This is a genomic window from Phnomibacter sp. (assembly GCF_036803085.1).
Lineage (GTDB): Bacteria > Bacteroidota > Bacteroidia > Chitinophagales > Chitinophagaceae > Phnomibacter.
Genome location: NZ_DAIRUZ010000008.1, coordinates 107,685 through 122,295 on the forward strand (window position 1 = coordinate 107,685; position 14,611 = coordinate 122,295).

Below are 14,611 nucleotides of genomic sequence, written 5' to 3' on the forward strand. Positions count from 1 at the left end.
CAGCATCATTATTTAATATGCGGACTGGTAAAACCCAGTTTGGTTAAACCCGCCTGCACTTCGGGGCAACTCATAAACAGGTTCCAGAGCAACCCGCTACGGTAGTTTTCCATCATTACTACAATTGGCCCTTGGTCAATGGCGAGGTAATGCGGCTTGTACCAATTGGCCGTTTCGCTGAAGGCATCATAGAAGCCAAACTCACCCCAGAGTTTATCCTTTTTGTTGTGGTACCAGTTTTTCATCGCCGCCATCGACTCTTTGGGTGTGTACGGAAAAGATGACAAGGCCGCAGTGGGAGAAATCACGCCTAAATCTCTTTCCATAGAAGGTGCATGGCCAGCATATCCTTTGATAGAATAGCTGGAAGTAAGCCCCCAGCTATCGGGGCCATAGCCATTGTATTTCTTTGGATTGTTGACCGCCCAACGATAATGTATTTGTGCATGACCGGTTGTTTCTTTCCAATAATCAGCGTATTTGTCTTTCAATCCACGAGGGTCGAGGCCGAGGTAAGAATAGTGCGACCAAAACAAGGGACCACTGGTTTTATTATCGCCCTGATAATGCAGTTGCAACTGAATGCCATCGTAGCCATCGGGCTGTTCATTAATCTTGCCATTTTGTGCCCAGCCTTCGTGATACACAGCAGGAGCAACGCCGTGTGTGGGTGAAGATGCAGCCAGCACATACATAATCAAACATTCGTTGTAGCCCTTTACCGGAAAGTTCATTTCCCAACCGTAGTTGGGGCTCCAATGCCAGTACAATACATTTTTGTTATTGGTGTACCAATCAAACTCTACTTCCCGCCACAGTTTATCAATGCGGGCTGCCAACGCTTTTTCTTCAGTATTGCCTTGCTGAAAATACTGGCGTACACAAAGCAAGCCTTGCAGCATAAAAGAACTTTCTACCAAATCGCCGCCATCATCTTTTTTGCTGAATGGTTTCACCTTACCTGTTTCACCATTCCACCAGTGTGGCCATGCGCCATGAAAACGGTCAGCTGTTTCTAAAAAGCCTACGATTTTTTCCAACCGTTTCAATCCTTCTTCACGGGTTATAAATTTTCTTTCGATGCCTACCAGAATAGCCATCACACCAAAGCCGCCACCACCGCTGGTTACTACATGCTTATCGTTTTGCGGATACACATTATCGGCATGAAAACGCTCCCTTGCCAGGCCACTCGTAGGCTCCGCACCTTTCCAGAAATATTGAAAGGCTGCCCGCTGTACTTCATTAAATATGGCGGCATCTTTTGCAGAAGCAAAAGGAACGGACGTGGTTTGCAACGCTTTTTTTTGCGCAGCTACTGGTGCTATTACAAACAGCACACTGGCTGCGGCAAGAAGTATTTTTTTCATATCACACTCATTTCTTGTTCACAAAATAGGGGCACACAGGTAAAAGACCTAACCCATGTGCCCCTTTATAAAACTATACTAACAACTACTGCTATTACTTATTGGCTTTACCCAAATTGAATAAGGCTTTAATATGTGCATCGGGCAGCAAACGATTGTACACCCGCAGCTCATCAACTTGTCCGGTCATGGGCGCAAAACTTACATCTGAACTCACAGACTTGCCAGGTATGCCATTGTAGTTAGAACCAATGATGACTTCGCTGGGCTCATAGGCTTTGAAAGAGTTGTTGCCGGTGCCACGGTTGGGGAAGCCACCAATCTTTAAGCCATCGGCCCAAATGTTGAAGATACCCGTGAGGTACTCATAGGTAAGCACAATGTGCGTCCATTTATCAGCACCAATGGTGGGCGACAACGTGTTGTTGATATTGTCTTGTGTGCCACCAGTCATAGTAAGGAAAGTAGGCTGAATGCGCAACGTGCTTGTATTGCTGGCGGGGAAAGACTGGGTATTCAACGCAAAGTTGATACTGCCATTAAACTGACCGGGACGGGTGAGTTGAAACAGCATGGTACGCTTGCTGCCGTTGTTCAAAATTTTAACCCAAACACTAATGCTCCAGTTTTTGAGCGAATCGGTTTTGAACTTGGCAAACTGTGTGGGGTAATACAAATAGCCGGCAGCAAGGCTCAAGGCTTTGCCCCTTACGCCACCCGTTACAAACACATCGTTGGCGGTTTGTCCGGGTGCAGTATTTGATTTCAATTCATTCTTGGTATCGTCGAAGCTCCAGTACGCAATCACGTTTTCCGGATATACTTCGTCGGAACTATTGAAGCCATCAATCTTACCTTGATAATCGGCAGGATTAACGCCGGGCAGGTTGTTGGGATTACCATCCTTTTTGCAAGCCGTAGCCAGCAGCGAAAAAGCCAGCAATGCAGCAGCGCCCTGTTTCATATATGCAAATGTTGTTTTCATAATTCGTGTTTTAAAACATCAACAATTAATAGCCAGGATTTTGCTTGAGCACACCGGCACTCAGGTCAATTTGTGTTTGCGGAATGGGCAGCAACACATCACGACTGTTGGAGAAATTGGTTTTACCCGCAGCCTGCAATACATCTTGTGCAATGCCCCAGCGAACGATATCCCAGAAACGGTCGTGCTCCATGGCCAGCTCTACCCTACGCTCCTGGCGGATGGCCTGGCGCAGCAATTCCTGATCGGTAGTGGTTACATCAGGCAGCACACTGTTGTTGCCAGCACGGGCACGGGCACGAACACTGTTGAGGGCTACACGGGCTGCTTCAATATTAGCCGTGCCGCCTACTTCGTTGGCCGCTTCTGCAAACATGAGCACTACATCGGCATAACGAAGCAAACGCACATTCATCCAGTAACCAAAGCGGTTGCCAATAGCTGAACGGATAGAAGGATTGGTGGCCACTTTACCATTATAACGAGGGTTAGGCAAACCTACAGGAATGGTTTCGCCATAAATGGTTTGGTAAGTAGTGGTAGCTGTGCTGGTGTACATAATAGTGCGGTTCTTGCGTGGGTCGCCAGCTTCGTAAGCAGCTTCGAGTTGTACACTCGGTGTGTTCCAACCCCAGCCACGGTCCCAATCGCCGGCGCCACGGGTACCTTGTATTTGTGCATACTGCACACCGTTGGCCGATGGAATAGCAGCAGAAGCAGTAGCCTGCACTTCAAAAATCGACTCTCTGCTATTCTCACCTTCTTCACGGAAAATTTTGTCGTACGGAGTAGACAAATCATATACACCCGAAGCCATTACCGCTTGTGCAGCAGCTTGTGCAGCAGCCCATTTCTTTTGGGTGAGGTACACTTTGGCCAGCAAACCATTGGCAGCACCACGGGTTACACGGCCGGCAAATTTTGCATCCCATGTAAGTGGCAAGTTAGCCGCTGCAAATGTCAGGTCGCTTTCGATGAAGGCGTACAACTGAGCTGCTGAACTCTGTGGTACGTTATTCTGCGCCGCAGGATCGGAGAACAATGAATCGATGAGGGGCACACTACCAAAATAACGCACCAGATTGAAGTAGGCATAGGCCCGTAGGAAACGTGCTTCTCCCAATGTTTGCTGCTTGATTTGCTCAGGCGCTACAATGGTAGCATTGGTGTTTACTTCTTTAATGGTGCTGTTACATTTTGTTACCAACGAATAATTGCCCAACCAAATGGTATTGAGGAAACCATTGCTTGGCAACACAGGAAAATTATCCATGGTCAAAGCATTGGCACCACCATCGGCTGGCGTACTTCCTTTGTCTGCATCATCGCTGCGAATACTTACGGCAGTAATGAATGATTGGCTGTGCAGGTTGAAACTGCGCAAATCGTTGTAGGCACCAAAAATAAATTGGTCGTACGGGCCGCTGCCACCGGGGTACGGATAGTTCTCTTCGTCATATGCCCCTTGACGTTCGGTATCTAAAAACTTATTGCAGCCTGTGCTCGTAAAGAGCAGTCCTGCGGACAATACCAACAGGCAAGCTTTCCAGGTAAGTTGATTGATTGTTTTCATTTGGAAATGTTTTTGTCTGTTAGAAAGTAAGGTTGATGCCACAAGAGTAAATGGCAGGAACAGGATAAGCGCCATTATCAGCACCACCACCCAAAATGCTGCCAATGAGTGGCTCGGGTGAGTAACCGGTAACGAGGCTCCATGTTTTGATATTCTGTCCGCTCAGGAACACTCTTGCTTTTTGAATACCCACTTTGCGCAGCGCATTTTGCTGGAAAGTGTACCCCACTTGCAACGTACGAATGCGGAAGTAATCGCCGGGCTCCAGGAAGTAAGTGCTCATCAGGAAGTTGTTGCCACGGGTGTTGTCCAAAATAGGTTCTACGTTGCTGGTACCAGGTGCAGTCCATGCATTCAGGCGGTTGGCTTCGTAGTTGAGCACTGCAAAAGTAGAAGTGCGGCGTTGTGTGTAAATACTGTGACCTGCAGCACCCTGACCTTCGAGCACAAAGTCGAATCCGTTATAGTTCAGTTCGATATTGGCACCATAAGAATATGGTGGGAAAGGTGTACCAATATTGGTACGGTCGGCTGGTGTAATTACACCATCGCCATCCAAATCGGCATAGGCAATATCACCAGGCAGTGTGTTGATGAAGGCAGCCTGCTTAGAGATGTCGGCAGTAGACTGATAAATACCTGTTTGACGATACCCAAAGAAGTGACCAATGGATTCACCGGTTTTGGTCAGGTTGTTGCCGCCATTACCCAAAATGGTAAAGTTGAAATTGTTGCCGATTGAATTTACCACGTTGTAGTTGTAGCTGAAATTAGCACCAACACGGTAGCCAAATTTCTTACCAATGTTGTCGCTCCAGCCCAGGTTTACTTCCACACCACGGTTGGTAATTTTACCCAGGTTGGTGAAGTAACTGCGGGATTCGTTGGGCAGGGTTACGGCAGTAAGAATGTCGGTAGTGGTACGATCGTAGTAAGTCAGTTCTGCATTCAGGCGATTGTCGAATGCACGAATGTCTACACCCAAATCCAGCCCTTGTACGGTTTCCCAATGCAGGTTAGGATCGGGAATGTAAGCGGCCTGAATAGAAGTGTAAATGTTGTCGGCAAAAATGGCGGTTGACGCATTTTGCACACCGGGTCTGAAGATGTTGTCGGCAATACCGTTGGCATTACCCGTACGGCCCCAGGCTGCACGAAGTTTCAGGAAGTTGATGCCTTTTACTTTATCAAAAAATTTTTCATCGCTCAGTACCCAACCGGCGCCGATGCTTCCAAAGGTACCCCAGCGATTTTCTGGTGCAAACTTGGAGCTACCATCGCGGCGGATAGTGGCATTGAGCAAATACTTGTTTTTAAACTGATAACCCACACGGGCAAACGCACCCACAATAGAACTTTCGCTACCACCACCAGTGTTTGTAATAGGATTGTTGGGGTTAGAAATACTAAGGTACCAGAAATCAGGATCATCCGGAATGTTTACCGCAGTATCTCTGCGGCTACCACCTACAAAAGAACTGGCGCTGTAAATGGTTGTAAAACCAGCCAGTGCATTAATGCTGTGGCCATTGCCAAACTTCTTATCGAAGGCCAATGTATGATCTTGCTGGAAGCGGCGGGATTCGCTTTGCTGTTGCGACACAGTGGTGCGGGCCAGTTGGTCGAATGTAGTGGTGGTAGGTGTACCGCCTTCGCCCAAATTGATGAACGAAAATGGCAGCCGTGAGTAGCTACGGTTGGTATTGAAACCAAGGTCGGTGTACACGGTACTGCGCCAGGTGAAGTTTTGTAAAAACTTCACTTCGGCAAACAAACTACCAATCACCCGGAAACCTTTATCTACCTCATTGCCCTGGTTGCGATTCAGCGCAGCAATGGGGTTGCCCACCTGTGCCCGCTGAAAAGAAGGCATGCTGTAATACGTGTTGGCATCGGCCTGAATGGGCACAATGGGTGCAGCCCACAGTGCATTGGAAATAGAAGCACCGGGAGGCGTGTTTACAAAATGATAGCCGGTGATATCACCACCCACTTTAATGTTTTTGTTGAAACGAATTTCTTCATTCAAACGAACGAGGTAACGCTTGTAGCGGTCAAACTTCAACACACCTTCCTGATCGGTATAACCAATGTTTACATAGGTGGTTGATTTTTCGCTGTTGTTAGAAATGCTGAGGTTGGTTGATGACATCACAGCTTTTTGCAACACTTCATTTTGCCAGTTGGTATTGGCCGTATAGTTGGTATAATCAAACGGTGTAGCATTCAGGTTGGCCAACTGTGCGTTGTACAATTTCTTGAAACCATCAGCATCGGTTATTTTGATTTTATCCTGCACTACCTGCACACCTACATTGCTTTGCAGGTTGATACGGGTTTGGCCACGAGCTGCTTTTTTAGAGGTAATTGCAATAACACCGTTTGCACCACGTACACCATAAATGGCAATAGAAGAAGGATCACGAAGAATGTCGATGGTTTCGATGTCTGCAGGATTGAGGAAGTCGATATTGTCGTGCAAAATACCATCCACCACATACACGGGGCTGGCACTGTTGGTGCTGTTTACACCACGAATGCGTACCACCGGGCTGGCACCTGCACGGCCACTGTTTGATACCGTTAAACCCGCTACTTTACCCTGCAAAGAAGCAATGGGGTTGGTAGCAGGCATGCTGGCTACTTCTTCGCCTTTGATGGAAGAAACAGAACCTGTGAGGTCTCTTTTCTTTTGGGTACCGTAACCCACCACTACCACATCTTCCATAGAACGCTCAATGAGCTTGAGGCTAACGCTGATAGATTTACGATTACCTACCGCTTGCTCGGTGCTGGTGTAGCCTACAAAGGAAAACACCAAGGTAGCATTGTCGTCAACTGAAAGAGTGTACTCTCCATTGTTATCGGTAGTGGTGCCGTTGTTGGTACCTTTTACTGTTACACTGGCACCCACCAGCGGCTGCCCTTTTATGTCGGACACACGACCGGTTACCACTATTTGAGGCTGCTCTACCACCACACCCGTGTTGGGTATTTCCACTTCTGGCTCAGCAGGTTTGCGTTTTACCACTATCGTTTTTTCTTCAATGGTGTACGTAAGCACCTGGTCGGCAAAACAGAGGTTCAGCACATTTACCAGTCGTTCATTTTGTACCGACAGTGAAACGGGCTTTGCCATTTTCAGTACTTCATCGGCATAAAAAAACTGATAGCCGGTTTGCTTTCTGATTTGTTCAAATACTTTCTGGAGGCTTACGTTGTTTTCGCGGATGGTGACTGTTTGCGACAATCCACTGGCACTTACCTGCAGGCAAAGTGCCAGCAGCAATACCGAAGTAAGCTTCACCAGCCGAAGGGTTTGCTTGGCAATACGACTTTCTGCAAAGCCAGATTGCTGAGTTACAGCTTGATGCATACAATTTATTTGTTGGGTTATACAATCCGAAACGGAATTGGCAGACAGGCTGCCTTCATATGGTTTTTCCATAGCTTTTAGCTTCGTTGTTTTAATCATCGTTGAAGCAACCATACTGTACACCACGTACAGGTATTGCTGCTGTTTTATTTTCATCGGTTCCGCTTAGCGGGTTACGATTATTTTTCTTCCTTCTGTACGGAAATGCACTTCGCCGGTCAGCTCCAACAGTTGGAAAACCCGCTCCACTTCTTCGTTGCGGGTGAGCTGTCCTGTAAAATGCAAATCCACATTACCCCGGTATTCTACCTCTATATTATACCAGCGGGCCATTTGCCGCAGTATGGTTTTGAGGTCGGCGCTTTTAAAATGGAAACGGCCATTTTTCCATGCTACTGCTTCTTCGGTATCGGCATTGTCTACTATGCGCAGCTGGCCGTTTTTGCCCACATTCGATTGCTGGCCCGGGCTCAGGTAGCGGCTGGCCTGCTCTGCAGTTTGCCCCGCCACACTCACTTTTACTTTACCTTCCAGCAGCGTGGTTTTTACACTCGCTTCATCATCATACGCATTGATGTTGAAATGCGTTCCCAACACTTCTACCCTGCTATTACCGGCCTGCACAATAAAGGGCTGATGTTCATTTTTGGTGACTTCGAAATAGGTTTCACCAGTAATGGTTACTTCCCGCATGGCACCAGTAAATACCACCGGAAAACGGATAGAAGACGCTGCATTGAGCCACACTTTGGTGCCATCAGACAGCGTTACCTGATACTGACCGCCCTTGGGTGTGCTGATGGTATTGTAAAAAGCTTCGTCGTTTTCAGTAATGATTTTGCCATTGATGTGATAGGCCAGCAAACCGTTGTCTAACTTTTCTACGGCAATATTGCCCTGCTGGCTCAACACCCCGTTCGATGCACTATCCAATACGATGGTGCTGCCATCGGCCAGTGTCAAAATAGCTCTGTTGCCGCCGGGTACAATTTGCACCGGCGCCGGCTTGGGCTGTACGGCTACTGATGGTGAGTCCACAGGTTGTTGTTGGGCAAAAAACAGATAATAGGCCGTGCCCATCAACCCCATGAGCAGCACCGCAGCAGCGGCAGCCACCCAAGGGCGGCTGCGCTTTCGATTGCTTGTGGTATGATGACCTGTTGTCTGTAAAATTCTTTGTTGTAACCGGGCTTCTAATCCGGCCAAATCGGCTGCAGAAGCCAGCGGAATTTCCGCCTCGCTGTCATCGAAGGAGCGGTACCAGTTATTCAGTTCCGCAACCTCTTCGGGGCTGGTAGTTCCCTGGAGATATTTCTCAATTAAAGCTTCTATGTGAGCAGGCGTTGGCATCGTTGTAATAGAATAAGTATGCCGCAGAAAGGATATCCCCCACGGCGCATGAAAAAAAAGTAAGTGATTAGAAAAAGAGGAACAAAACCAGCATCATAAAGAGGCTGCGGGTAGCCACACGCAACTGGCGCAGGGCTTTGGTGAGTTGGTTTTCCACCGTTTTGGGCGATAGCTGCAATAACCGGGCAATCTCTTTTACCGGCATGCCTGCTTCGCGGCTGTACTTAAAAATGAGGCGGCACTTTTCGGGCAGTTTTTCTACCTCTTCGGCAATGCGGGCCAGTAGCTGGCGCTGCTGCATCCGCAGTTCAACCTCATCGTTGATGGCTAGCGTTGCCGGTGCCTGTTGCAGCAACTGCTGCTGGCGGGCCTGCTGTTTCAGACGGGTGAGCACCATGTATTTGGTGGCTACAGCCAGGTAATTTTCAATGGTTTGAATGGCCGCTTCTGTGCGGTTGGCCCATAGGCTGGCAAACACATCGTGCACCACATCTTCGGCCAAAGCACTGTCGTGCAGGCGGTTGATAGCAATGGCAAACATCTTTTGCCAATACCTGCGGTACAATTCTGAAAAAGCCTCCGCATCATCCTGCTGTAGCAGGCGAACCAGTTCATCGTTGGCATATGTGCGGTAAGAGGCAGGCATCGTCAAATAGTGACCATAAATTTAGCAGAACATCCTGTTAGGGCTGTCAAAATTAGGCAGGCTTTGGTCGAAATCACCAAATTGAATGTGCACAAACCATTTGAACAGTGCTACAGGTTACCGGGCAAAGCCAAGGCACTCAACGATTTGATACACGCAATCTTTCCGAAAAATTCCTGTGCAAAAAAATAGCACAACAGTCAGAAACCGTTATGCTATCCACCTTACTATGCATACACCAAAAAAGCCGCTGTAGTTGCATAGACACACAGCGACTTTTTTGAAACGTTTTATAAGATCACCTTCAGGTGCATGCGTTCTGCCTGTGCACCTTTTACCTGCACAATGCCCATTTGCTTAGGCATACCATTCATGGGAATGCGTATCAGGTTATCGCCCTGCTGCAACTGAACTGTTCTGCTGTGCAACACGCTGCCACGCATATCGGTAAAACTGATGGCGCCATTCCCTTGAGCGGCAGCAGTTACCGACAACACCAGTTCTGCATTACTTACCGAAACGATGCGAATGGCTTGTGCCTGCTGTGCAGCCTGTACCACTATGGTTTTGTAGGTAGTACTTTTTCCGTCTTTGTCTACCTGCCTGAGTCGGTACAAATTTTTCCCTGATAAAGGCTCTGCATCCACAAAGCTGTACTGATGTGTAGCAGCAGTGGAGGTAGTTGCAGCCACGGTACCAATATTGAAGAACCGGCCATCGGTACCGGCACGAAGAATCTCAAAATGCTTATTGTCTTTTTCCTGAGCGGTAGTCCAGGTAAGTTCTACATTGTTTTTTACGGCACGGCCCCCGGCGCCTGAGTGGTGGTTAGCGATGGATTGCTACTGATACCCGCCAGGTAGCGGTAAGTGGTATTGGCAGTAAGACCGGAAAGCTTCAAGCGAACCACAAACGGCAACCTGTTGGTGTTGGATATTGAAGTTCCTCCGTAGTAGGCATACTGAGGCAGCACCAATTCATCAGTAACGGGGATGAGCGTTTGTGCCTGCGCAAAAGAAAAAGTACTCAATAAAGACAAACAATCAGCGTAGAGTTTTTTCATAATCAGCAATCCTTTAATTTTTTAGTTGAAAGGGAAAATCCTTGCGTATCCATGGCCAAATTCCAGATAAGTTTGATACACCACATGAAGATAGACAGGGGACATTCTTCGATTAATCGGCCAAAACCAAATTGAATGTTACACACCCAAAAACTGCATTATTCACCCCCTATGTACTAGTAGCCTTCGATGCCTTCCATGCTGTTGAGCGAACGCTGCCGAAGGTTGTTGATCACCTGGCCTTCTATCCTGCAGATTGGCTAAACAAACCATGTATAGCCGCTTCGAAAACGTTTCCGTGAATTGTTGAAAACAGAAGCACCGGAGAAAGCGAAGCAAGTATGGGATGAAATATCTTCACCGCTGTATGTCATATTTTTTCGCAATACACAACAACAAGTAAAAGCCAATGAAAAATGCCTACAAATTTGAACAAACCATGAGGTGGTATGGGCCGGGCAACGATGTGGTAAGCCTTTGGGACATACGCCAGGCGGGCTGCACCGGTGTGGTAACTGCGCTGCACCACATACCCGTGGGCGAAGTGTGGACAGTAGCAGAAATTGAAAAAAGAAAAGCAGCAGTAGCGGAAGCTGGTCTTACCTGGACGGTGATTGAAAGCCTGCCCGTAAGCGAAGACATAAAACGCCAAACCGGCAACTACCTGCTACATATAGACAACTACAAACAAAGCATCCGCAATATTGCTGACTGTGGTTTGCAGGTAATTACCTACAACTTCATGCCTATACTCGACTGGATGCGGACAGATGTATCGTACGAACTGCCCGACAGAAGCAGGGCGCTGTATTTCAACAAAAAAGCATTCATGGCTTTCGACCTGTTTATGCTCAAGCGACCCAATGCAGAGAAGGATTACAGTGAAGCCGAAATAGCAGGCGCCAAAGCCTTTTTTGACAGCGCCAGTCAGGAAGAAAAAGACCGCATTTTTCACAACTGTCTGCTGGGCCTGCCCGGCAGCGAAGTGCCTTTTACTCCAGAAGAAATACTGTCTGCACTGGACAACTATGCACATATTGATGCAGCCAAACTCAAACAGCACCTTTACTACTTTTTATCGGAGGTAGCACCAGTGGCAGAAGCCTGTGGTGTAACCCTTGCCATTCACCCCGACGATCCGCCTTATCCATTACTGGGCCTGCCCCGTATTGTAAGCACCAGGGCCGATTTGGAAGCGTTATTGCAAGCAGTGCCGGTAAAAGCAAATGGTCTTTGCTTTTGTACAGGATCACTGGGTGTACGTGCCGATAATCCTTTGGCAGAAATGATTGAGCAATTTGGCGACCGCATTCATTTTGTACACTTGCGTACCACCAAAAGAGATGCAGAAGGCAACTTTTTTGAAGCAGACCATTTGGATGGTGATGTAGATATGTATGCCGTGGTAAAAGCCCTTTCGGGCGTAATGCAGCAGCGGCAAATAAACCTGCCTATGCGACCCGATCACGGCCATCAAATGCTGGATGATTTAAAAAAGAAAACCTACCCCGGCTACACCGCTATTGGTCGGCTGCGGGGCCTTGCTGAATTGCGTGGTTTGGAACTGGGCATTTTGCGCAGCAACTATTAGTCAGTTCCGCTGATTCAATATTTACAAACAGCAATAGGCGTTCTGTTGCAGAACGCCTATTGCTATAGAATACATTTGCTAACGCAATACAGCTTTCAGCAATGGCATGTAGTAGCCGCCTACCACACTTCTTGCCTGAAAGCCAACCTGCCGGCCATTGGTTGTTTCGTGCCAATCGCTGAGCGGCACTCTGCTGGCTGTGCTGGTAGCAAATCGATACACAGGCAATAACAAGGCATCAAACTGTGCTCGGTTTTCAGTGAGTGCTGCAGTCCACAATATCCAATCGCTTTTGGTGTACGTACGCCGGCTATCAAGTGGCAAACCAAATGCTTGTTGCTTGCTGAGGTAATAGTTGATTTCCTTGTTGTACACCGCTGCAGGAAACAAATTCAGCCCCAGTACTTTATCCCACACCAAATTATACTTCTGGCTCCAGGTAGCGCTTTTATCAAAAGTCAGTTTGTAATGATCACCATCATCGGCCATTTGCATCCAACGCTGCACCATGGCGGAGGCTGTGTCACGGTATCGTTGGGCAATGGCTTTTTCACCCAATGCTTCTGCCATTTGACTATAGCAACCAATGCCTACAATGGCTTTTACCGACAGGTTGGTATTGCGGGCCAAATGCCCGGCAAAATCATCAATACACAATTGATTGGCAGGATCAAATCCATCTGTTACCAAAAAATTTACCCACTGCGTCAGCGTTGCCCAATGTTGTTTGGCATAGGCATAATTTTTCTGCGTTTTGCAAATGGCTGCGGTAAGAATAATCATGTTGCCAGATTCTTCCACTGGCATGTCTTCGCCATAAGTTTGACCATTGGCAATGGGATATGTCCCGAGGTCGTGTGCTGCAAAAGGTTTCTTCCATTGGCCACTTTCACTGTAATAAAAAATTCCATTGAGCATACCCTGCATCAGCAATGGATTGTACAACAAATACAAAGGCGCCGACGGATAGGTAACATCTACTGTATTAATAGAACCATTGCTGAAATTTTCTTTTGATAAAAACAGCAACTCACCTTGCGGACTTTGCACCAGCTTGTGTGCAGCAATGCTTTGCCTGTAGGCCAATATGCCCAAATGTGCATAGGCATCTCCACCTGTCTTTGTCAATTGCTGTTGTAATGCAGCGTCAAAATCAGCACAAGCCTGGAGCACTGTTGCACTACCAGCTGCAGCTTTTTGCAATTGTTGCTCTATCGTTTCCTTTCCACTCCTGTTCCACCACGGACGCAGATTGCTGCCAAAGTACTGAACAGAAAAAATATCATCATAACCTATCAGCAATTGCTGCGTTGCAGTTTTGCTGCCCACCCGGCCTAAATCAAACTGTGTATTCAGGCTCAACGCTTTCCCTTGGCGCATTACCTTGCCTGATGATTGATGCGTGATAAAATCTGCAATGGCCGTTGCAGTTGTACCAACGCTTTGCTGCAAACCCGGAGCAATGTTGGCAGCTACATATACATAACCCCAGTCAATCCGCAGGTCATCGCCTTTCTTTTGCAAAATGGGTTGCTCCAGCGTACCTGCCTTGAGTATGCTAAGCCCAGCATGCTGATATTGTTGTGCTGTAAGCGTTTGCAAAGCATGATTGCTGGCAATGGCACCTGCGGCAGTCATCAGCACTTTTACCTGGTGTGTATCGCCATCTGTAGCTACTGCTTCATACGTGATGTACGACACCGGCCGCGACATCAGTTCCAGATCTTGCAGGAGCAATGGCGAAACAAAACGCAATGAAATCTGTACAGGACCACAAGCATATTGATAGCTGGTTTGTGTAGCCGTCATCTTCACGGATTGCTGCAGGGCATTTTTTATTTTTTGCTCATGCAGGCGTGGCATTTTGGCCGCAATACCAACATCTACAAAAGCATCGCCGCCGGTATTTTCTACATGCACAGCCAATACATTTTTCCCTTGTTTTAATAATGCACGAAGCTGTGCATCCAATGCGAGGTATTGAAATTTTCTGGCTACGCCTTTGGCACTGTGAATGCGGGTGCCATTCAAATAAATTTCTGCATTATCATCAAAGCCGGTGAGCAAATACATCGGATGCACTGGTAGCTGCGAGAGCTCAAAACTCCGGCGCAACCAAATATGACGGGTGCTCCATTCCGTACCGTTTCCTTCTTTGCGATGTGTAACAGGCGTAACGCCTGCCAACCATTTATCGTCTTGAAAAGTTGTTTCCGTCCACGCAGCTCCAGGTTCTTGCAGCACATAGCGAAAAGAAAAATCGTTTTCATCGCCGGTAGGCAATACCGTTTCATACACATCTTCTGCGGCACCCATAATGCGGTAAAAAACATCATCTACCTGCACTATCGCATTCAGTGCATGCGTAGTGCCTGTCCAGTGTTTGGTAGGCGATGCATTCAATGTATCAGTAAAAGACCAGATGCTGAAATACGGGTCGTGTGTAATGAGCGGATATGCCGGCGCCTGCTGCTGTGCCAACGCAGGCAAGCTGAGCAAACAACACAACAAAAAACGAACAGTTTGCATACGCATGAATTTTATTTAAGGTACAATTCTACCACTGAAGGATACAGAAAAATAAACCAGCAGTAATAGACATTACCGCCGGTATTGCATCTAAATGATTGCTGCTTGCTAATTGTATAACCAAATTA

The 14,611-nt window shown here is 47.4% G+C and carries 10 protein-coding genes; 1 reads left to right on the top strand and 9 read right to left on the bottom strand.

All coding sequences use genetic code 11. From position 1 onward, the window contains the following. Nucleotides 1–8: 8 nt before the first annotated feature. The 8 genes from V7Q13_RS14885 to V7Q13_RS14920 form a co-directional block, all read right to left on the bottom strand. On the bottom strand, nucleotides 9–1,370 hold the full coding sequence (locus V7Q13_RS14885) for a glucoamylase family protein (protein WP_333801461.1): 1,362 nt from the start codon (nucleotides 1,368–1,370) through the stop codon (nucleotides 9–11). 94 nt (nucleotides 1,371–1,464) lie between these two features. After that, complete coding sequence (locus V7Q13_RS14890) at nucleotides 1,465–2,355, bottom strand: LamG-like jellyroll fold domain-containing protein (protein WP_333801462.1); 891 nt, start codon at nucleotides 2,353–2,355, stop codon at nucleotides 1,465–1,467. A 25-nt stretch (nucleotides 2,356–2,380) separates the two neighbouring features. Beyond that, nucleotides 2,381–3,928, bottom strand: coding sequence for a RagB/SusD family nutrient uptake outer membrane protein (locus tag V7Q13_RS14895; protein ID WP_157477412.1), 1,548 nt, complete (start codon nucleotides 3,926–3,928; stop codon nucleotides 2,381–2,383). Between the two features lie 19 nt (nucleotides 3,929–3,947). Continuing rightward, nucleotides 3,948–7,460, bottom strand: a complete 3,513-nt coding sequence (locus tag V7Q13_RS14900) for a TonB-dependent receptor (RefSeq protein WP_442958263.1) — start codon at nucleotides 7,458–7,460, stop codon at nucleotides 3,948–3,950. A 9-nt stretch (nucleotides 7,461–7,469) separates the two neighbouring features. Then, on the bottom strand, nucleotides 7,470–8,654 hold the full coding sequence (locus V7Q13_RS14905) for a FecR family protein (protein WP_333801464.1): 1,185 nt from the start codon (nucleotides 8,652–8,654) through the stop codon (nucleotides 7,470–7,472). Between the two features lie 67 nt (nucleotides 8,655–8,721). Next, entirely contained in the window at nucleotides 8,722–9,300 is a 579-nt protein-coding gene (locus V7Q13_RS14910) for an RNA polymerase sigma-70 factor (RefSeq protein ID WP_333801465.1), read from the bottom strand. Between the two features lie 290 nt (nucleotides 9,301–9,590). Next, nucleotides 9,591–9,992 carry a hypothetical protein gene (locus V7Q13_RS14915; protein WP_333801466.1) on the bottom strand — a complete coding sequence of 134 codons (402 nt, stop codon included), beginning with the start codon at nucleotides 9,990–9,992 and terminating at the stop codon, nucleotides 9,591–9,593. A gap of 104 nt (nucleotides 9,993–10,096) precedes the next feature. Beyond that, nucleotides 10,097–10,363 carry a hypothetical protein gene (locus V7Q13_RS14920; protein ID WP_333801467.1) on the bottom strand — a complete coding sequence of 89 codons (267 nt, stop codon included), beginning with the start codon at nucleotides 10,361–10,363 and terminating at the stop codon, nucleotides 10,097–10,099. A gap of 439 nt (nucleotides 10,364–10,802) precedes the next feature. Between V7Q13_RS14920 and uxuA the strand changes: the two genes are divergently transcribed. Next, entirely contained in the window at nucleotides 10,803–11,954 is a 1,152-nt protein-coding gene (gene uxuA / locus V7Q13_RS14925; RefSeq protein WP_333801468.1) for a mannonate dehydratase, read from the top strand. A 78-nt stretch (nucleotides 11,955–12,032) separates the two neighbouring features. Here the strand turns inward: uxuA and V7Q13_RS14930 are convergent, their stop codons facing one another. Beyond that, nucleotides 12,033–14,483 (bottom strand): glutaminase family protein, encoded by a 2,451-nt coding sequence (locus tag V7Q13_RS14930; RefSeq protein ID WP_333801469.1) that lies wholly within the window; start codon nucleotides 14,481–14,483, stop codon nucleotides 12,033–12,035. Nucleotides 14,484–14,611 lie beyond the last annotated feature (128 nt).